At 51.3% G+C, this 18,286-nt stretch carries 34 protein-coding genes; 1 reads left to right on the forward strand and 33 read right to left on the reverse strand.

What is annotated here, in order from left to right; translation table 11 throughout:
- Nucleotides 1–54 precede the first annotated feature (54 nt).
- The 32 genes from BLL52_RS19535 to BLL52_RS19685 all read right to left on the reverse strand — a co-directional run bounded on the left by BLL52_RS19535 (nucleotide 55) and on the right by BLL52_RS19685 (nucleotide 16,333).
- A complete protein-coding gene (locus BLL52_RS19535) occupies nucleotides 55–582 on the reverse strand; it encodes a hypothetical protein (RefSeq protein ID WP_075588299.1) in 528 nt (175 codons plus the stop codon).
- 28 nt (nucleotides 583–610) lie between these two features.
- On the reverse strand, nucleotides 611–1,525 hold the full coding sequence (locus BLL52_RS19540; protein ID WP_075588300.1) for a recombination-associated protein RdgC: 915 nt from the start codon (nucleotides 1,523–1,525) through the stop codon (nucleotides 611–613).
- Nucleotides 1,518–1,766: a hypothetical protein gene (locus tag BLL52_RS19545; protein WP_139313518.1), complete on the reverse strand. Its 249-nt coding sequence runs from the start codon at nucleotides 1,764–1,766 to the stop codon at nucleotides 1,518–1,520. The genes BLL52_RS19540 and BLL52_RS19545 overlap by 8 nt, the downstream gene beginning before the upstream one ends.
- The gene (locus BLL52_RS19550; RefSeq protein WP_075588302.1) at nucleotides 1,763–2,038 is read right to left on the reverse strand and encodes a hypothetical protein; all 276 of its coding nucleotides are present in this window, start codon (nucleotides 2,036–2,038) and stop codon (nucleotides 1,763–1,765) included. The genes BLL52_RS19545 and BLL52_RS19550 overlap by 4 nt, the downstream gene beginning before the upstream one ends.
- An 18-nt stretch (nucleotides 2,039–2,056) precedes the next feature.
- Complete coding sequence (locus BLL52_RS19555; RefSeq protein ID WP_075588303.1) at nucleotides 2,057–2,425, reverse strand: DUF4326 domain-containing protein; 369 nt, start codon at nucleotides 2,423–2,425, stop codon at nucleotides 2,057–2,059.
- The gene (locus BLL52_RS19560; RefSeq protein WP_139313519.1) at nucleotides 2,418–2,618 is read right to left on the reverse strand and encodes a hypothetical protein; all 201 of its coding nucleotides are present in this window, start codon (nucleotides 2,616–2,618) and stop codon (nucleotides 2,418–2,420) included. The genes BLL52_RS19555 and BLL52_RS19560 overlap by 8 nt, the downstream gene beginning before the upstream one ends.
- A 244-nt stretch (nucleotides 2,619–2,862) precedes the next feature.
- A complete protein-coding gene (locus BLL52_RS19565) occupies nucleotides 2,863–3,705 on the reverse strand; it encodes an SDR family NAD(P)-dependent oxidoreductase (protein WP_075588305.1) in 843 nt (280 codons plus the stop codon).
- 266 nt (nucleotides 3,706–3,971) lie between these two features.
- The gene (locus BLL52_RS19570) at nucleotides 3,972–4,286 is read right to left on the reverse strand and encodes a hypothetical protein (protein ID WP_075588306.1); all 315 of its coding nucleotides are present in this window, start codon (nucleotides 4,284–4,286) and stop codon (nucleotides 3,972–3,974) included.
- A gap of 226 nt (nucleotides 4,287–4,512) precedes the next feature.
- Nucleotides 4,513–5,058 carry a phospholipase D family nuclease gene (locus BLL52_RS19575; RefSeq protein WP_075588307.1) on the reverse strand — a complete coding sequence of 182 codons (546 nt, stop codon included), beginning with the start codon at nucleotides 5,056–5,058 and terminating at the stop codon, nucleotides 4,513–4,515.
- 6 nt (nucleotides 5,059–5,064) lie between these two features.
- Entirely contained in the window at nucleotides 5,065–5,391 is a 327-nt protein-coding gene (locus tag BLL52_RS19580; protein WP_139313520.1) for a hypothetical protein, read from the reverse strand.
- Nucleotides 5,392–5,540: 149 nt separating this feature from the next.
- A complete protein-coding gene (locus tag BLL52_RS19585) occupies nucleotides 5,541–5,894 on the reverse strand; it encodes a hypothetical protein (RefSeq protein WP_075588309.1) in 354 nt (117 codons plus the stop codon).
- Nucleotides 5,895–5,962: 68 nt separating this feature from the next.
- Nucleotides 5,963–6,214, reverse strand: coding sequence for a hypothetical protein (locus tag BLL52_RS19590; RefSeq protein WP_075588310.1), 252 nt, complete (start codon nucleotides 6,212–6,214; stop codon nucleotides 5,963–5,965).
- Nucleotides 6,215–6,272: 58 nt separating this feature from the next.
- Nucleotides 6,273–7,058: a hypothetical protein gene (locus BLL52_RS19595; RefSeq protein WP_075588311.1), complete on the reverse strand. Its 786-nt coding sequence runs from the start codon at nucleotides 7,056–7,058 to the stop codon at nucleotides 6,273–6,275.
- 41 nt (nucleotides 7,059–7,099) lie between these two features.
- Nucleotides 7,100–7,675 (reverse strand): hypothetical protein, encoded by a 576-nt coding sequence (locus tag BLL52_RS20625; protein WP_139313521.1) that lies wholly within the window; start codon nucleotides 7,673–7,675, stop codon nucleotides 7,100–7,102.
- Between the two features lie 42 nt (nucleotides 7,676–7,717).
- Nucleotides 7,718–8,047 (reverse strand): hypothetical protein, encoded by a 330-nt coding sequence (locus BLL52_RS19605; protein WP_075588313.1) that lies wholly within the window; start codon nucleotides 8,045–8,047, stop codon nucleotides 7,718–7,720.
- An 11-nt stretch (nucleotides 8,048–8,058) separates the two neighbouring features.
- Entirely contained in the window at nucleotides 8,059–8,385 is a 327-nt protein-coding gene (locus BLL52_RS19610; protein ID WP_075588314.1) for a hypothetical protein, read from the reverse strand.
- 195 nt (nucleotides 8,386–8,580) lie between these two features.
- On the reverse strand, nucleotides 8,581–8,796 hold the full coding sequence (locus BLL52_RS19615) for a hypothetical protein (protein WP_075588315.1): 216 nt from the start codon (nucleotides 8,794–8,796) through the stop codon (nucleotides 8,581–8,583).
- A 177-nt stretch (nucleotides 8,797–8,973) separates the two neighbouring features.
- The gene (locus BLL52_RS19620; protein WP_075588316.1) at nucleotides 8,974–9,174 is read right to left on the reverse strand and encodes a hypothetical protein; all 201 of its coding nucleotides are present in this window, start codon (nucleotides 9,172–9,174) and stop codon (nucleotides 8,974–8,976) included.
- A 61-nt stretch (nucleotides 9,175–9,235) separates the two neighbouring features.
- Nucleotides 9,236–9,421 (reverse strand): hypothetical protein, encoded by a 186-nt coding sequence (locus tag BLL52_RS19625; RefSeq protein WP_075588317.1) that lies wholly within the window; start codon nucleotides 9,419–9,421, stop codon nucleotides 9,236–9,238.
- Nucleotides 9,422–9,487: 66 nt separating this feature from the next.
- Entirely contained in the window at nucleotides 9,488–9,859 is a 372-nt protein-coding gene (locus tag BLL52_RS19630) for a hypothetical protein (protein WP_198930665.1), read from the reverse strand.
- Nucleotides 9,856–10,461 carry a hypothetical protein gene (locus BLL52_RS19635; protein ID WP_075588318.1) on the reverse strand — a complete coding sequence of 202 codons (606 nt, stop codon included), beginning with the start codon at nucleotides 10,459–10,461 and terminating at the stop codon, nucleotides 9,856–9,858. Before BLL52_RS19635 ends, BLL52_RS19630 begins: the two co-directional genes overlap by 4 nt.
- A 390-nt stretch (nucleotides 10,462–10,851) precedes the next feature.
- Complete coding sequence (locus BLL52_RS19645; protein ID WP_075588320.1) at nucleotides 10,852–11,130, reverse strand: hypothetical protein; 279 nt, start codon at nucleotides 11,128–11,130, stop codon at nucleotides 10,852–10,854.
- Nucleotide 11,131: 1 nt separating this feature from the next.
- Entirely contained in the window at nucleotides 11,132–11,443 is a 312-nt protein-coding gene (locus BLL52_RS20630) for a hypothetical protein (RefSeq protein WP_139313522.1), read from the reverse strand.
- An 82-nt stretch (nucleotides 11,444–11,525) separates the two neighbouring features.
- Nucleotides 11,526–11,726: a hypothetical protein gene (locus BLL52_RS20635; protein ID WP_139313523.1), complete on the reverse strand. Its 201-nt coding sequence runs from the start codon at nucleotides 11,724–11,726 to the stop codon at nucleotides 11,526–11,528.
- Between the two features lie 395 nt (nucleotides 11,727–12,121).
- Nucleotides 12,122–12,340 (reverse strand): hypothetical protein, encoded by a 219-nt coding sequence (locus BLL52_RS19650; protein WP_075588321.1) that lies wholly within the window; start codon nucleotides 12,338–12,340, stop codon nucleotides 12,122–12,124.
- Between the two features lie 13 nt (nucleotides 12,341–12,353).
- The gene (locus BLL52_RS19655; RefSeq protein ID WP_139313524.1) at nucleotides 12,354–12,650 is read right to left on the reverse strand and encodes a hypothetical protein; all 297 of its coding nucleotides are present in this window, start codon (nucleotides 12,648–12,650) and stop codon (nucleotides 12,354–12,356) included.
- A complete protein-coding gene (locus BLL52_RS19660) occupies nucleotides 12,650–13,015 on the reverse strand; it encodes a phiTE_072 family protein (RefSeq protein ID WP_075588323.1) in 366 nt (121 codons plus the stop codon). Before BLL52_RS19660 ends, BLL52_RS19655 begins: the two co-directional genes overlap by 1 nt.
- A 17-nt stretch (nucleotides 13,016–13,032) precedes the next feature.
- Complete coding sequence (locus BLL52_RS19665; protein ID WP_075588324.1) at nucleotides 13,033–13,233, reverse strand: hypothetical protein; 201 nt, start codon at nucleotides 13,231–13,233, stop codon at nucleotides 13,033–13,035.
- A gap of 270 nt (nucleotides 13,234–13,503) precedes the next feature.
- Complete coding sequence (locus tag BLL52_RS19670) at nucleotides 13,504–13,710, reverse strand: hypothetical protein (protein WP_075588325.1); 207 nt, start codon at nucleotides 13,708–13,710, stop codon at nucleotides 13,504–13,506.
- Nucleotides 13,711–13,753: 43 nt separating this feature from the next.
- On the reverse strand, nucleotides 13,754–14,503 hold the full coding sequence (locus tag BLL52_RS19675) for an RNA-guided endonuclease InsQ/TnpB family protein (RefSeq protein ID WP_139313525.1): 750 nt from the start codon (nucleotides 14,501–14,503) through the stop codon (nucleotides 13,754–13,756).
- A 144-nt stretch (nucleotides 14,504–14,647) separates the two neighbouring features.
- On the reverse strand, nucleotides 14,648–15,661 hold the full coding sequence (locus BLL52_RS19680; protein ID WP_139313526.1) for a hypothetical protein: 1,014 nt from the start codon (nucleotides 15,659–15,661) through the stop codon (nucleotides 14,648–14,650).
- 21 nt (nucleotides 15,662–15,682) lie between these two features.
- Complete coding sequence (locus BLL52_RS19685) at nucleotides 15,683–16,333, reverse strand: hypothetical protein (RefSeq protein ID WP_075588328.1); 651 nt, start codon at nucleotides 16,331–16,333, stop codon at nucleotides 15,683–15,685.
- Nucleotides 16,334–16,684: 351 nt separating this feature from the next.
- Here BLL52_RS19685 and BLL52_RS19690 point away from each other — a divergent pair, with 351 nt between their 5' ends.
- Nucleotides 16,685–17,737, forward strand: coding sequence for an SHOCT domain-containing protein (locus tag BLL52_RS19690; protein WP_075588329.1), 1,053 nt, complete (start codon nucleotides 16,685–16,687; stop codon nucleotides 17,735–17,737).
- A 63-nt stretch (nucleotides 17,738–17,800) separates the two neighbouring features.
- On the opposite strand, the gene BLL52_RS19695 is transcribed toward BLL52_RS19690, so the two are convergent.
- Nucleotides 17,801–18,139, reverse strand: coding sequence for a hypothetical protein (locus BLL52_RS19695; RefSeq protein WP_075588330.1), 339 nt, complete (start codon nucleotides 18,137–18,139; stop codon nucleotides 17,801–17,803).
- Between the last annotated feature and the right edge of the window lie 147 nt (nucleotides 18,140–18,286).

Consider the following 18,286-nt stretch of genomic DNA (forward strand, 5'->3'; position numbering starts at 1 on the left):
TTATTTCAATCTATTTCTGATTCTGATTTGCTAATTTTGGACACAGGTGTTCATCTATCCGAACTTGCATCCTTTCATCCTTGTAACCAATTGCTCTGTGGCCCACTGGCGCATCTTCTTCCATCGCTCATAGGGATGATCCGCATTGGGCACGCGCACGTTCTTGACATGGGAGCCATAGTCAGGCCCGTGTGGGCGCACCGGGCCGCAGAATTCAATGTTCACGCACTTCCACTCATCGACAAAGTAGTCATCATTGAGATACATGATCTCTGCTGCCATCGCCGGGGCAATGCCAAAGCGCAGACCAACTTGCGCGGGATCACAGTCATCCTCGTCGCCCAAGTCACTCATCTGCAGGCCACGTTTTGCACCCAGCACACCAAGTGCACAGAACTCACCATCAACCGTCTTGAAGCTGCCAGGCTGAAGGCGTTTCACATCCATCGCATCCAAGGCTTCAATCAGCTCACTCAACAAGGCTTGGCCACGCTTGCCTTGAGTGGCCTTCTTCACAGCCTGCCGCCAACGCCCAAGCGCCAAAGGATCTTCGTTGTCGTCCGTGTAACCGCTTCTGCTCATTGTCACCACCTCTGATTTTTAAAGTCGCCTACTCGACCACCGCCATCTCACCGCCCAGGCTGTCGATCAGATTGGGAATCAGCTTGGACATTTCGCCGGTAAGGATGGTCACATTCGCATCGAACTCGTCTTCATGGGTTTTGGCTGAATCCGCAAACACGACATCGAGAAATTTGAGGCCACTCAGGGTGCCAGCCTCGCTCAAACAGAACGCCACCCGATCTTCATAGGTCAGGCCCAGCTTGGTAGCTGTTTTTCCACTCAAAATATGGCCAATTACATCCGAGCACATCAAATTGTGGTTGCTGTAGCGCACGCGGGCCTTGGACTCGTCCTTGGCCATCAGCTCACACGACGTAGCCACATCAAAGCCGAACCGCTCGCCAGACTCCACCTGATCGCCATCGGCCAGCCAACCCGTCATCACGGTGCCTGGTGACTGAGTTGTGCTGATCGCGGTCACAACAATGCCCTCACCCAACTGCACGAGCCGCGTAACCACCTCGTCCGCTTTGGATGCCGTGGCCGAATCAAGCACCAGAAAGCCCGCCATCCGATCAATCCAAACCAAAACTGCGGTCTTCTTGGGGAATGCCTGCGGGAGAAGAGCCAACTTTGCATCTTCTTTGATGTCGCGCTTTTCCTTCTTGCCGGGTGAACGCCCCGTCTGCTCCAGAATCTTGGCGCATCGCTCATCCACCGCTTCATTGAGCGCTTTACCGGGGACTGAGCGTGATTCGATCATCAGCTTCATCATCCAGTGACCACCAACCGACTCCACCAAAGCGCCATGAGCCTGATCACGCGGGGGAACCCAACCAATGCTTCTCTCCTGAGTCGGACCACAGGGCAGGAATGCAGCCTTCTCTGCCTCATTTGCGAGACTTGCTGCATCAAAATGATTGGGTAAAGCGATCCGAAAGACACTGGCGTTTTTAAACATGAGGGGGCACCTTTTTTGCTGTTGAAATTGCGGAAGAAACACGTTTAAGGAATAACGTTTTCCACCCCTTTTGCTGGGATTTGCCAATGGGGTTGTTTCTGCTGAGATTCTTGAGGACAAGTTTGGCCAGGCGACGTGCTTGCCCGTACTCACCGGCCTTCAATGCAGCCTCTGCTTCGCGCATCAATCGGCCACGCCTCACAGCCCTTTGTTCACCAAAATGCATTGCGGCGGTTTTCAAATGGATACCCCAACCACACTGCCATTGGCGTTGTGGAGAAACATCATCTTGCTGTTGGCTTCGTGCACGTCAATGGCACGGAGAAACTGAGAGGCCCACTGTTGTTGCTCAACTGCCGAATCAATGGGCCTCACCCTCGTATTGATCTGTGCGCAATACAGCTTGACGAATTGCCGGGCTGCTTCAAAGTCATCAGATTCAAGCGCCTTTAAAGCCAGTGATTTGAATTCTTTGCGTTTGGCGGTGCGATGTTTTGGCTGGGGATGCTGCATGTTTAAATCTGTTGTTAGCTACAAAGAGAATGAAAAAATCTTCTTGGCCAGGATGTCAGCATGACAGGGACTCGGTTTACACCAGCATGCCAAGCACAGACGCTCACCACTTTTGACGCGCAGGGCCAAAGCCTTGATTTCCTGGGACATCGGGCCATTTCTGGCCAGGTCGCGCTCCAGATCACGCCGGTACGACTCAATCACGCGCTCGCGTGCCATCAAGTCCGACTTGACGTACAAAATGTGCCGATTACCAAGGATCGGGTTGCTGCGATCCACCATCACCAAAGACTCATCATCTTCGGGCTGGGCATCCGGGGCCATGCTGAAGCGCATGTTGGTCACGCGCACCGAACCTCGTTTCAAGATCGGTGCTGCATCAGACATCGACATCTCCTTTGACCACAACCTCCAGGCCAAGGCAAGTCATCAGCGACACCACAGCAGCGAGAGAACCAACCTCACCGCCAAATAACTGATAGCCAATCAAAACAAGAACATGACCGACACCGGCATCACCAAGTAAGCCATCGGGGATCAGTTGAAAATAAAAGAGTCCAATGACGACCATCAAAAACATGATCAACATAAGATCGGAAACACCTTTGAATATCGTTTGAAGATCGACATGTAAAGCCTTGAGATTTTCGTTTTATGTAGCTAATAGCATGGTGTTGCAAACATTATGCCATTGTAACAAAGCACCATTGATACAGGTAACTTGAGCTGGGTTTCTTTTTTGGCTTCTTCTTGGTGGCTGCGTCGGGATTTAGCCAGTCGGCAACCGCGAAGTTGGTCGATTTTGACATCCAGAATCAGCACTTCTAAAGGTTTTTAAACGCTACCTGATCCAGTAAACCAACAGGCAGAATCCTTTTGAGTAAAGACACCAACTTAGTCGGGATCGTCACCGGGTAGCGAGCCTTGGGATTGGCGCTGGTGAGCGCATCAACCAAAGGAGGCATGCAAGCGCTGGTTTGCAAAGTGAATTGTGATGTGTCACCCGTCTTTTTCAATCGCTTCAAAAACTCAATGTATGCAGCGCAATGCACGCTCTTTTCTACATCCACATGACGCTCGAAAGCAGCCAGTGAATTGCTCCTGAACCTTGTAGAGATCGGGCCAGGCTCAATCAGGCTCACATGGATGCCACTGTTACGCAATTCAAGGCGCAGAGTGTCTGCCATGGCTTCAATAGCAAACTTACTCATCGCGTAAGCGCCACGGTATCGCATGGCCATGAGCCCCAGCACCGATGAATTGAACACGATGCGCCCAGCACCTGACCGGCGCATCAAAGGGATCAGCCTGCGATTGATCTGGTGCACCCCGACCACATTGACATTGAACTGCTCCATCAACGCTTGTGAAGGCAAGTCCTCAAGTGCACCGGATTGGCCATAGCCTGCGTTATGAAAGACCCCGTAAAAGCCACCGTCGCCCACCATCTCAATTGCACTTGAAAGTCCACCATCAATAGAGCGATCATCCGAGGTATCCATGCAGACAGACTTGAATCCAAGGGCGCTCAAAACCTGAACATCAATTGGCTTGCGAACTGAGGCAACCACGTTGAAACCCAGCGTTTCCAAATGCAATGCTGACGCTAGGCCGATGCCACTTGAGCATCCGGTGATCAAAATCGGACGCATGAGTTTGTCGCTCATTTATGCCTCTCACTGATGTACTTCTCCCTGATGCGCAAAGCACCAAAGACGATGATCGCAAAAGTGGGGTAAAGAAAAGCCAACCCAACGGAAAAAACGATAACTGCTCGGTGTCTTTTGGCTCAAGCCCCAACTGCGGAAGAAAGTAGAAAAATACACCAAGGGATAACACCCATCCGATTGAATTGACAAGCAAAATACGAGTAATATCACATCGAAAAAAAAATTTGCTTTTGGATGTGTTTTTGAAGGCCATGGGAGAGTTTCTAATCAATGTCAAAAGCTGAATGGCCGGACGCGATAGGTGCAACATTTGCACGAGGCATGTTAGCGAGCCGACCGGTGCCAGGGGTTTTGGATACCAGAACATCCCCGCCTGAAATCCGTGCCTTCACAGCCAGGTAGACCTCAACTTCGTCGGGCAGCAGCGGGCGCTCAGTGGCGATGGCAAAAATGGGGTGGCCCTTGATCTGGTCAAACTTAGAGTTGCTAGCTGGCTCCGCTTGTGATTGGTTCTTATTCATTAGTTTGTGCGAAAAAAATTTAGACTTCAGGCCGGGGTAGTTGACTGCTTGAAACATCAACTGCGCGGTCTTTTGTCATGAATGGTGGTGGATACATCCAAAAAACGATCAGGACAAAAGCCATCGACAAGGGCCGGGGCGGGTTTGTATATGCTGGGGATGTGTTGGCAGAATATCGCCTTGTGCAACCAAAACACTGCTCATGCAAGCGCACACCGAAGAAAACACCCTCAAAACGCGAGTGGCAAAAGGATGAATCAGCCACCGTGTTGACCCCAAAAAATCAGTATTTACGAGCTAGGGGTGCGGCCCCGTCCCACAAACTCTTCCACTCACGAGAAAAGTCATCAGCAATCGGTTTGGCATTCCACAGCACCAGCACGTTCTCAGCGTTTTTATCAGCGGCGGCGGCTGAGTAGTTGAAGCTACCAAGCTCCAGATTCACACCGTCAGCGACGATAAATTTGTGATGGAAAATGGCATAGTTGCCATTCAGTCGCACCGGCACACCTTGATTGGCAAGGAACGTCGCGGCGGAATACTCTTTTGAATTTGCTTTCTCGTCGGCCACCACATAGACCTTCACTCCACGCTCTTGCGCATCCAGAAGCGCCTTGGCAACTGGCTTGGACGTAAAGGAATAGGCCGCAACCAGGATCTGAGACTTTGCCGAACGGATGACCTTTAGAACGGCGTCAAGGGCTCCAGCATTTGGCGAAAAGCCCACTTCATACGTTGCCCCAGCGGGGATCGCCTGAGCCGCCTGTGTCAGCGCTGAAGCACACCCCAAAACAAGGCTCAAACAAGCCAGAATGAATTTCGATGTCATAGTCAATCAATCCGTCAAGCCAGCTTCGCCATTAGGCTGCTTAGCCCTGGCCTGCCGACGTTTGGCAAGCAACTTGCCATAGCCGGTATAGGCATCCACAGCCACCAGGACACACCCGATAAACAGACCCGCAAACAACATGAACAGGCCAAACTCAGACATCACATTACCCGTGACTGGTTCAGTAGTATTGAAGTTCAGGCCAACGATCATGCAGATCACAGCAATTCTGTAAAAACCGGTGTGATAGCCTGACACAGCGCGATACCCCGACAAAGAGATCACAACCACAATCAGCGCCAAAAGCATGGCGGCAACAACTTCATTGAACATCATCAACTCCTTGAACACCAGCTTCAGAATTACCAAAACAAGCCTGCAAGAGCTAGTTGTCCTTGCGAACTGAATAGACCACCACCGACAGGCTGGAGATCAAAATGGCCATAACGACAAAAACAATTGAGCGATCATTTCCGTGCCTTTTAAAGAACTTTCGCCGGGGCCATAGCCTTGGCAATCACAGCAGGCGCTGAGTCAGTGGCCGTCACTGCACTTGGCTTCTCGCTTTTTTTGCGAGCCGCACCAGGAGCACTAGGAACACGCACCCTTGGAGGCAGGAAGGAATCAACCAAAGGCGCGAGCGTCTGCGCGTGTTCACTCACCCACAAAGACACCTGAGAGACGCTGACCATGCCTGACGCTTCAGTCAAACCACAAAAATCCATCAGGGACTTTTCAATGAGCGGTAAAGACTTCAACGCGGCGTTGCGTTGAGCACAAGCCAAAGCCGTTTCGTGCAAAGCACCATCATCTGATTTATGGAAGATCACTTTCATGTTGAACCTTAGTTAAAGTAGTAGTGTTGCAAAGATTGTAGCCGCATTGACGAGAAAATCAACAAAGATCAAATCAGGCTCCCAGGCACAAGCGGTGTTATGCCCATGACCTGCTTGATGTCGTGCTGCAATTCGTCAAGAAGGCCCTGTTCGTCGGTGTCCTCGCCCTCCAGCGTCGATATGACCGACAGGCAGCGGCCAAGTAGGTCGTGCTGTGGGGTTTGTCGCGGTTGCACAAGGCCCATGCGCTCAAGGTTTGCAATCACGGCGTCTTCACCGGCGTTGCGTTGGGCGAGATAGATTTTATTTAAAAGTGACATGACAATCCTTTGTATTAAGTCCGCGCTCAAGTGCGTACTATTGCAAGTCCTATTGCGCTCAGCCTAAGCGAGGCGCCGCAGGCATCTGCAGCAGCGGCACGCTGGCTTGCTTTTCGATGAGCTGCAGCAAGGCTTCTTGCTCGAAAGTCGCAGCCTGAATTTGCTGGTTCAGCCGCGCCATGCCAAGCAGCAAGTTGTGGAAAAATAGTGCTGTTTTCGGGGTGTACGGAAGCTCCTTCGGGTTTTTACCCAGGTCCATTGCTATCCAACTGTTTAAGAGATTCGCAGGGTTGTCAGATTTCAGGTGAGACCCACCGTCGTAAAAATTTTCGTACTCAACGCGCACGTTCTCGCCGTGTGTGATGATCCGCTTGAGCATGGCGCGAGCGCCCACGGTAATGGAATAGCCGCCTCTTACCTGGTTGGTAGCGTGGTGACTCCCGTACATCGAGCGGTTGGCCCCCTCGTCCCAGCTCGCGCCGGAAAAGCCGGCGTTTGGAAAGATGTTGCCCTCGTCGTCGGTTGCGAACGAGACATGCGACTCGATGTTGTAGCGGACGACCGGAACTTCGCATATCACCGGCGTTAGGTGCAGTTGCAATCCTTGCTGAATGTCTGCCCGCAAGGCCTCAAAAATGTCCGCAACTACGCGAAACCCGCCATCACCCTTGGTCGGCGTGTGGCCGATTTTGTAAGAGTCCAGGCTGGAAAATGAGTCTCGATACAGCCCTGGCAGTAAGGCGTAAAACTGACCTTGCGCGTTGATGTTGATGACCACGGACAGCGATACGCGTGTACCGGCGGTGTTTTCAACGTGAAATGTTTCTGTTTTAAAGCGTGGCATTGGGTTCTACCTGGCTTATTTGTTCGGGGAGTAGCATGGGCTTAGATCGCAGCATCAATTGCAGCCAGAACATTGTCTTTGTCACCTTCTTTGGCGACGTATGCAACGGAGTCAATCAACTTGCGTGCGGCCACCATTGCCAGCACGGCATTGGCAGCACCAGTCGCATTAACTTCTCGCCCCTCCACCGCCTCTTTGGTCGTCATCGGGTCATAACCAAGCGCGGCATCAGCTCTGCAAGCCTCAAGCTCGCGCAGCCAGATAGCCAGTTGACCGTGATCCCTGGCGCACTGTGTATCGCCGACGGCCATCACTTCGGCATGTGTGATAGCCTCTTTAAGCCCCATCGAGGCTACAGGCGTGCAAGAAATGTTGGATGCGCCAGGAATTTCTGCGTTATCCGGCAGTTCCACACAGTTTCCGAATGCATCCGCACCAGGTCTTGGAAAGGTGCTACCGCCTCCCCATTTCCAGCCATGAAGTACACGCGTCCACGCGCCGCCGAGAAACGAATGAGCCCTCGTGCCCAGTGGATACTCGCTCCATTCGCGGTCCTGTAGCTGACGCTCCCGCATAACAGGTAGGTCCATCGGACCCTCTGGTGTTTCAGTTTTCATTCATTGCTTTCGTAGTTGGGCCGCTGACCATTGCGTTAAACATCAATACTCCACGCAGCCAAGTGTGAACTCGTGGGCGCAGTGTTGGCACGTCACCCCCCAGCCTGCCAACTTATCCCAGTCGTTGGAGAAAATGTGGCGGGCAATCGTGTTCTCGGTGTCGTGTACGCCATCTGCTAAGTCGTTTTCATGTTTGCACTTTGGGCACTCGACACGCAGCGACCAATCAAGGGTCGCGGTTGGGGGTGTTGACATTAGGGCGCGTTGTGAGCTTGGTCGCAGCGGAGCAAGGCCCATGCACTCAAGGTCTGCAATCACGGCGTCTTCACCGGCGTTGCGTTGTGCGATGTAAATTTCATCCAAAAGTGTCATGTTTTTTTCCTTTACCCGATGACCGGGCAATCAACCACAGGCTTCTTCAGTGCGTGCGCCCATGCCGCTTGCGCGATCAAGAAATGAATAAGGTAGGCCACTCCTGTGACCATCCATCCATGCCACAGAAGCGCCGACACCATTGCCAAATCAAAGGCCACATCAACCCACGCTGGTACGGAGCGCCCCTTGCTAGCAAGTATTGCTTGCAAGTCTGCTATGAACATCAATGGCGTCGTCAGCAGCAGCATCCAGACACTGATAACCACTATATTTCCCGCGCCTTGCACGCCTTGCACTGTTGCAGCCCACACCAGCGCCGCAAAAGTTCCATTCATCAGTACCCACTTAAAAACTCGCATTATTTGTCTCCCTGTTTATGCGTCATTTGATGTCCCCGAAGTTTGTTTCGGGAACATGGTCCACGCTTTGTCGAGGCTGGATGGGCGCAATGGCTGGCTGCGGTAGCATAAATGTTGTAACGCCAGTGCTAAGCCGGTCTGACAGCGCTTTTGATTGTTTTCCGTAACGTACTAAGCCTGCCGCCGTGAGAACGTCTGATAAAAATTGCCTGAATTCGACGCTAACCACAGGTGGTTTGGCGCGGGTGCCGACTCGCGCTCCTTGAGTGCTGCAATCACAGCCGCTTCAACGGCCCGTGCGGCATCGTGGAATGCGTCACTTGCGTAAAAGCCTTCAGGATCACTCTCCCATAATTCGTAGATTTGTGCGTCTGTAAGCAGTGTCATTTCAATATCCTTTAAGCCCGATTACCGGGCTATCAAACAATCGCGCCCTCGCCCACTTAGACCCGCCCAGCGCCATCACTCGCGCGTGCTCAGCCTTGGTGAGCCTGATCTTGAAGATGACTGAGCGCGGCTCTGTGGCAGGCGGTCGGCCAGCGCCTGGACATGCGCCGCCTTTAGTCATTTGCCCACCCCTGCACAGCTTCGCGTTCTTTGTAATGCTCTCTCTAGCCTTTCGATTGCTGCCATCGGTTCTTTTGCCGTAATTTCAGCAATGTGCTGTGCGAACAATAGCGCCGATGCTGTCGTAACGTATGTTTTCTCAGCAGTGGGGTACTCAATGAACTTGCCCCACTCGGCTTGTATTTGCTCTAGTTTCATGCTATCACCCTATTTTTTGACAAAAAAAAGTCGCTGTTTATGCAGCTAGCGACTCGTTGTTTTACTCTGTAACTGGTGCAGTTGCATACATGCCAACACGTTCGGCGTTCCATTTCATGTGTTCTTGCCAGTTACCGCACTTTTGCACGTAATCAAATTTACCGATCACTGCATCAGCAGAATCAAAAAAAGGGGTTGTACGGATGGTTATGTGACCGTTGCCGATGTAGCCTGCATATTTAGTCATTTCATCTACTCCTGTTGTTGATGCCTCAATTATAGGGCCACAACAATCATTGTGCAAGCACTATTTTCACCTGGCCGGAACGAATCCGACGTGGCGGAAAACTGCCACTTTGCGCACGCTACCATCAGGCTGGTGCTGATCCACGCTGTCGCGCTCTGAAAAGGCGTAGATAGGTTCGATCCCTGCGTCCATCAATGCGCCCTCTAGGGCGCTCATCATCCAGGGTGCGCCGCCGATCATGGCTTGCAAAGCCACTGGCTCATGTAGACTTGCTAATGTGGCAATGTCGGCGCAGCGGTCATCAATCTCTGCCCGCGATGGCAGGCTGTCTACAGTGAGCAAGCGCACAAGGTGGGCCTTGTCTGCGGGTGGTAGGTCGACCACTCCAACCGCCAGTTGCTCAGCACTGGCGGCGTGTTGGGTAAGGTTCAAAATCATGATGCCACCTCGGCTGCATCGTGGGTGTACCCCCGCCCCATCATCTTGGGAACGGATCTGATTTCAAAAACCCGGCCATCCTCGGCCATGGCAATTGTCACGTGTCCATCAGGGTACAGCGCCCGACCGGGGCGGGTGTCAACAACTACCCATCCATGATCAGATGCAAGGGCAGCTTGGGCAGCGACGAACGAAGTGGCCCATTCCGCGTCTGCCGCGGCTTTTTCTGCCGCCTTGGTCGACTGCTCTAACTTGAAGGCCCTGATTTCCTTCGCTGTGGCGGTCTCCCAGTCTGCTGGAGACTGAACGCCGACAGGGGATGACCAGAACCGGTACTTGCCAGCGGTTCCGGTAATTCTGGCCAAGATGATCTGGCCAGCGCTCATTGACGCCAGCGTCTGAACGCTGGTCTTAAACCATGCGGGGGCCTCTTTGGCAACTTGATCGTGCCGGTCGCCTGTCACCGAAGGCATGCCGCAGCCGCCGGCGGAATCTGGCACGAATGCCAGGGCAGGGGTAACAAGCCTTGCGCCATCAGCGCAGGGCACGAAACGGGACTTACCCGATTCGTAATTACCCATCCAACCCATCGTCATCTTCATTCTCCTTGCACCTCAATCCGGGGTGCGCCGGGGACTTGCTTGATTGCCTGTCCATGTGTCTATTATAGGGCCACAACAATCAACTAGCAAGCACTATTTACGCTTTTCTGAAAATATATTTACCCGCGCAGTCGCCTCTTGATGCTCACCCGCGCCGCGCTCAGTGCGTCGTTTATGTAGCTCTCAATCCTCCTGCCCTGCTCGCCCCCTGGCAACCTTTCCTCCCCCGTCCCCTTGCACGCTGGGCATGTGCGCCCGAGCATCGGCGTATTAGGTATCACCTGGCGCTGTACGCCGTAGCACGTCTTACATACTTTGTCCAGCCACCAGTAAAGCACCTCCACCGCGACATCGCCGCTTATCCCGTAGCCCTCCGCTACCCGGCGCAGCTCAGCGCGCACCAAAGTATTCTTCTACGGCAGCGTTGAGATGGCCTTCTCGAATAGCTAGCCAATGCTCATGCGTCATCGGCACAGGCTGGGCAATGGCGACAATTTCGCTGACATCAACAATATAGTTTGGCGCGGGTGCCGACTCGCGCTCCTTGAGTGCTGCAATCACAGCCGCTTCAACGGCCCGTGCGGCATCGTGGAATGCGTCACTTGCGTAAAAGCCTTCAGGATCACTCTCCCATAATTCGTAGATTTGTGCGTCTGTAAGCAGTGTCATTTCAATCTCCTTTAAGCCCGATAACCGGGCTATTTGTCCAGCGGTTTCTTGATGCGTTATGACGCGTAATGTGTTCACGCACATACTCCGCTGCGCAAGCCTTTGCCGCCGATTCAGCCTGCGGGGTTTCTTTCCACGTGTTTTTATGCGGTATGCCTGGGTGGTCCCATCCTGCAATCCAGTACCAGGCATCTTGGCATTTTCCTAGCTGCATAACTGTTGCCACTCGTATTTGTCCATCAATGCTCAACGTGCTGCTTTTCTGGTTGATACAGCCAGTTGACTCTCGGTCTTTTTTCCATCGTAGCGCCATCATTTTTCTCCTTTAAGCCCGCTTACCAGGCAATCGACCGCACTAAGCAGTATCGCCATCTTGTCGTGTCCAGCGTTATCCGTCAGGTCCATTTTTTCGCTTCTTCGAGCGCTGCACACACGGTCGGATAGTTTCCATAGGATCGCTCGTTTCCGCCGTATTGCGGCACTTCAAAAAGCTCAATTCGTCCGTCTGTAAAGCAGCGCACAATTCCGCCCCCATCTTCGGAAAAATCCCAAAGCTCTACCGTTCCGTCAGGGCAGTATTTTGCGTGTAAAGCCATATTCAATCTCCTTTGAGCCCGATAACCGGGCAATCAACCGCACTGGCGGCGGTCATTTCTGCGTTAGGTGCTTTCATGCGCGCCGCCACAAATGCAAAGCACACACCAACAGTGCAGCTCCAAGCCAGTACCGCCACTGCGGTAAATCGCCCGGTACATCAAGCGCCACGAGCCCAAGCATCCAGAGGCATAAGCCAACAACGACCAAGCCTGCCCACCGGGCTATGCCGCTCGCGCGCCTAATAGGTAGGTTTATTTCCATCTCAAGCTCCTTCAAGCTGGCTATTTGTCCAGCGTTTCGTTTTTGCGTTGTGCCGCATAGTCCCCAAGCCAGTCAGCGATCAAGGCCAGTTGCTGGCGGGCGTTGAATAAGCGTGTCATGGTGATTTCCTCGGTCAGGCCGCAGCCATTGAGTTTTTAACGATGGACGCACTAGATGTGCCAGATCGAACTTCTGCCACGGTGTCAAAGCCCTTGACGCCACAACCTTTATCGTCGGCAAAGTCGTAGCTTTTTTCCAACGTCACAATGATTCCGCTTCCGTCGCCGCGCTCGTCGTCAATATGGCGAACCCAGGGCCGCGTTGCTTTGATTTTGGCAAATGTCTTAGACATGGTTTCCTTTTGGTTATTCAGCGGCGGTCGTTTCTGCGTTATGCCTCAGAGCAGCGCGTATTTGCCGCACGCTCCAAAGGCTGTCACCCATGGGTGGGTTCTCGTCGCAGTGCGCAAGAAGTTCGCAACAGGGGTAGATCAATTCGGCAAGCGCATCGTTCAGTTTTACGCGAGAGGCTGCGACTTCTGACCGCGCCGCAAGGCCATTGCAGTGCAGTCTCGCATCATCTACGTGAGCATCTACAAGCGCCATTAGTCTCTCAAGCGGCATAACAGGTAGGTCCATCGGACCAGCATTGGTTTCGTCCATCATTTTTCTCCTTTAAGCCCGAAAACCGGGCAATCGACGCGGACTGCGGCGGTCATTTCTGCGTTAAATCGCAAAGCCTCGCGCACAGCCTCAACAATCCGCAGCAAGTAAGCCGCTTTCGATTTTGTCCTCTTTCCCAGTTGCGGCTCCATTTTTCCGGCGATGTAATCCGCTTCTCCGCTGCAAACAAAGTCTTCCAATGTTGTACCCATTGCGCCCCAATACCCAGTCCACGAATCGCCATAGCAAGCCACAATCAGACGACCAGCGCCACCGCCGTAATCCATCATCACAACATTGATTGGGTCGAGTTTTGGTGCATCAAAAATAGTGAATACTTTGGCCGTGTTAGTTTCAATTCGCATTGTCTTTCTCCGTTAAGTTACAGCCCGATAACCGGGTAATCGACCGTAGGTTTGTGCTCTGGAAATTTTGAGTAGTACGCCTCTTCCGGCGATTCGTCTTCCGTGCGATCCAACCAGCCTTCGTAATCGCGAACGGCCCCGCTGTTGTTATGTAGCGCAGCAATTCGCTGCACTTCTAAAAACCATGGTTCGGGGCGCTTATGTGTGTGATTCTTCATTTTTCTCCTTTAAGACCGGGAATCTACGGATTGGACAATGTGCCAGTCAGTTGGCGAGGAATCAATATCCGCATTTAATCTGTATTGCGCCGCGACTTTCCAAGCCGCAACTTCGGCTGCGAGGAATACCTGGCGGGCTGCTGATCAGACACCATCCTCACCCATCAGTCGAACTACCACGCGCTCTGGCACCAGTGCTGAAATGGCTTCTGCAGCTTCTATTGCGGTTTTGATTTTCACAGTGGTTTCCTTTTTGTTTACTTGCGTTTATTATAGTACGCCATGCGTACCAATACAAGCGCTATAAAGGATGGCGGCAGAAAAGGCAATATCCTTGAACGCTTTGGTGCGTGCAATCGCCTTATCTATTTTGGCGATCTCATCAGAATCCTCCGTGTCCGAATACACACTGCGCAACGAATCACGGTCATTCAATGCGCCATGCTTGATCACACCCCGCAACTCTTCACGATTCATATAAGACCTATTGAATTATGTGTAATTTGACATCCTCGCCGGCCTAAATGCGCGATGATTCCTGCATCCAGAGGGCCATATCCAGCCCGGCAGTGGTGCTTGCGCCCACCACCTCATTCATTGCAGCTTCACCGGCTTTCGCCTCCCCTGCAACGGAAATTTGGCAAAACGCCAAGTCAGCCATGAGAGCCAGTCCCCTTGCCAAGATGTTTTTGGCTGCATTCGTGTCCCGGTCATGCCCTATCCCACAGACACTGCACGTCCACTGGCGCACCGCCGAATAGCTTTTGCACCTGAGCATGGTTCTGAATGTGCTCCAGCCTGAGTCGTAAACACTTTTTGAGAGTGTCGTTTTCCCAAGGCCGCACGCATTCACGTCACCTACAAATATTGCCCCATTGTTTTGCACAAGCTCGGTGCTGAGTTTGTGCAAAAAGTCTCTACGCCGATTGGCGATCTGCGCATGCAGTGCCTTGATCCGTTTTTTGCTGTTCGCTCGTTGAGCAACCGCGAGTTTCTGTTCTGCGCCACGGTAGATTCTTTGCGCTTCGATCTTGGTGCCATCGGACATGACGGCAAAGTCATTGAGGCCCAGGTCGATACCGATAGAGCCTTTACCCTGCGAACTTGGTGGCTTTTTAACATCCACCGTGACGTTGAGATACCAGCGACCTCGTGCGTCTTCGCAGAAGCTACCAGAACGCAGGTCGTAGTTTGCCAGTCCGTAGCTGTCCCACAAGGAGATTGGCTGGCCTTGGTAGTGGATCTGACCGTTCTTGTAGCGCAGGGCCACTGCCTTGACCGCAATCCAGCCAAGCGAGCGCTTGGCACCCCGGCTGGCACGCCAGCGTAGTTTGCATTTCTTGAATTGGCGGCGGCGGGTGCAGTATTCCTCAGACACCGCGTTCAGTCCAGAGACCCCACACTAGACCAAAAGCTATCCGCACACCTTCTCAGTGGCTGGTTTAAACACCGACTTCAGATCGCCCTTGGACACCGCCGACAGCGACCACTCATAAGCCATGAGCATCCCGTCTTCCTCCCTCACAAAGTACCCATCTTTCAAAATCTTCGAGACACCGCGTTCAGCCAGCACCAAGACTTCATCTCTGCTAGGTGTGACTGAAAGGCCAGCATGTTTTCGTTCGAACGCTAATTCCAAACCGGCTCTAACCTGCGCATTGGCAGAAAGCTCAGACAGGATGGAGATTGCGCGTTGCTTATCAATGAACGTTTGTGCCTCGACACCATCACGAGCCCACATTAAGCAATTGAGCTTCTTTTCAACTCGCCCAAGCTCCACCAGACGGAGATCGTCGATAGTCTTCACCTTGCCGATGAACCTGCTGTTGTTAATCGCAGTGATATGCGACCTTGACGTGTAAGCTTCAACAGCATGTCGCTCCAATGACCAAACGTAACCGAAGTTAACCCATTTGCGAAACGAAACAATGCAGCACGTAGCGCTTCGGCGCTCCAAGACCGTCCACAAGCATTGGTGTATATCAATGCCTGTAAAGCGTTGCGCCGTATTGAAGTCAATGCCCTGGCGGATAAGGACATCAACAGTCTCGGTTAGACGTGAAATCGATATCGGCCATGGCCCATCGTCTTCGATTACTTCGTACCAGGGGTATGACCAAGACAGCGGTGGTGCAATTGGTAACGGGTCTTTACCGGCCATCAAACGTTTGAACAGACAAGACTTTTCCTTTTCCTGTGCATCATCAAAATGATTGACAACCCTAAAGAAAGCGCGGATCTCATCATCGTTTTTTTGGCCTTGATCATGAAATGCGGCCCGGTCTTTGTCAGATAACTCAGAAATCAGTCTTTTTATATTATCTTCAATAACCTTGTCATATAAAACCGATGCATTAAAATATCTGAGACGATCAACTTGACTCACGTAATCAGTAGGTTCAGTAAAATCAAATTTAGAAAAACTCATCGTAAACCCCATTAGAAATTGTCAAGAAGAAAAAACGGTATTTGTTCGCAAATCTTGTTTTGTTTTTAATCTGTTCTTCCGCTTTTCGTAGCGCAACTGATTTTGAACTCTCAGAGCGTCAATAGCCGAATCGGTGTTTTCTTTCCAATCAATTTTAATCTTTCGACTCATTTTGACAGCAAGCTTGGACATTTCTTCAGCGCGAGTAGTTATGGCAACAGAATGCCCAGCAGCCATAACCCGAACCGCTCTCAAGAGATCAACAATGGTTTTTCGTTCGATTAGCATTTCTTCAATACCATCGATCAATTTTTTTACTAACGGATCACTTGGCAAACTCTTTCCAACTCGCAAATCTGACATTTTTTCAAACCTATCAACTGCATCGAGTTGAACAAAGCGCCAGCGTCCAGAAACGAACTTCACCATCTTGCCAGCAACAGGGCAATACTCATAATGAGACTGACCATTGATCAGCCATTCTTCGTGCTTTATGAATTTAAATAGTAAACGGCCATCCAAAAATGGTTGCGAGCGCTCCAAAAGATCGTTCCACAAAAAAATCGACTGATCGATTTGCATTATGTTTTTCACCAAACGCTCAACGGAATCAGTGCAAGCCGAGACAATGATGTCGGAAAAACCAGGTACATAAGGGTTTTTTTTAGCCATTCAACATCACATTTCTAATTTTAAGAACAAACGAAAACGCCCACCCGGTTCCGGGGTGGGCGCTCGTTTACGCAGAAGCGAACTTGGTCGCAAGCCGGGTTGAAATGAAATGTCACTTCCAAGAACCTTCAATCCAGCAGGTAGAACCAACCAAGTGCAGGTCAACATCCCTGTATTCCTGCGGAAAGAATAGTAGCACAACAGCAATGTTTGCAACACAATTTGAAAGGGTGCATGAGTTTGATTTCATTTTCACGCGAAAATAAATGGCGAGTGTTGCTTTAAATCAACATTACGCACCAAAAATTGAACTCTCACTTAGACTCAAGCGATTGTAATTAGAAACCAGTCATGAAAAACCAAACAATCACATACATTGCAGCGGCTTGCCTATCGCTTCTTGCAACAACGCAAGCATCAGCGGGGCTATTTGACAATCTGACGAAATCGTTAGCTGATGCAGTTGATGGTATCAATCAAAAAGTTGAAGAAAAGCGTCTTAAAGAATATGAGGCCGTGCAAGACAAGCAACTTTTAGAAGCTTTTTACCCAGCAAGTGAAGATGGTAAAAAAAGAACCATTGCGCAAGACATTAAGACTGCAATGCCATCGGTCAAGTTTGTCAAATTGACGCCATCATCAATAACACTGTCATTTGGCATGTTTAGGGCCAATACCATGGCAAGCATCTCATCGGAAATGAGTAGATACACCTACCAAACACAAGACGATGCAATTGGAAAAAAATACCTGTCAATTGCAGAAATGCGCGGCAATACTGTCAAGAACTACCGGCCACAGCTAGGCGGCATGATCAACAATTTCTTTGACCAACATTTTATATTTACAACGATTCCACACATCGTCAACTGGATCGATAAAGATAATGTACTCATCGAATATTCATCCTCGGGTTCAATTGTGTCATTTATGACCAGATCGCACCAAGCCAGTACAGGTTACGGTGTTTTGAGCGATCAATACACCAACATCTATTTTGGTGCAGCAAATGCACAGGTGCTTGAGAACAAGATTGGCAACAATGTGTTCGAAAACAATTTCCTTCGTGTGGCCACACTGTCATCGAACCCAGCCGCCACACATTCAAGCAACACAATCCCATTGACCAATACGCAAGAAAGTACACTCGATTCACCTCAAGACAGTTCAAGCAACGTCATCGGCAAACCTTCTGGCACGGCAATTCTCATCAGACCAGGCAAACCCGATATTCTGGTGGCGACTCAGGGCGACGAGATGGCCCCTATCCGACAGCGTGAACCTGCACAGGGGAACCCTGACAAACGCCTGCAAATGCTCATTCAGTTGGGTGAGTTGAAAAAATCGGGTGTACTCACTGACCAAGAATTTATAACGGAAAAGCAAAGAATCCTGGGTAACTGACAGGCTCGCACACACCGGGCAGAGAAGAAGTTGTTTGCAGGCTTCACCAAATCAATAATGCTCTCATGCTGCCGGGCGCATGGTGATGCACATGCCGCGCCGGAGACTGCGAAGCAACACCTCACCGGGTATACCTTTGCCCTCTGGTGGGGCCGTAATGGTTACTGTGTCGCCTTCGGCGGTCACGTTGAGTACGGGTAGCCCTTCGGGCGAATACGTGCCACCTGAGCGCGTTTTGACGGCATGCCGGGTCAGGTGATTGACTGGCTCCGCAAGATGCGCATTGATGCGCTGAATCATGTCGCGGTTCATCGGGTGTGCGGGCAAGCGCGCAATGTAGTCGCGCACTCCGGCAAGGAAGTCGAGCGTCGCGCCGTGGCGCTCGTCGGTTGAAAACTGCATGCTGCCCCTTTATGGTCGGTCACTGTATTCAATTTGGCCCATTGTAGAAAAGATGCCCAAGAACAAATTCACAAATGTAAATTGGCTCTAATCTATTCATTGACTGGCGAAGCTCTGAATTAAATTTATGAATTGGCGCTCGCCAAT

Origin of the sequence: Rhodoferax antarcticus ANT.BR (genome assembly GCF_001938565.1) — a bacterium.
GTDB classification, from domain to species: domain Bacteria; phylum Pseudomonadota; class Gammaproteobacteria; order Burkholderiales; family Burkholderiaceae_C; genus Rhodoferax; species Rhodoferax antarcticus.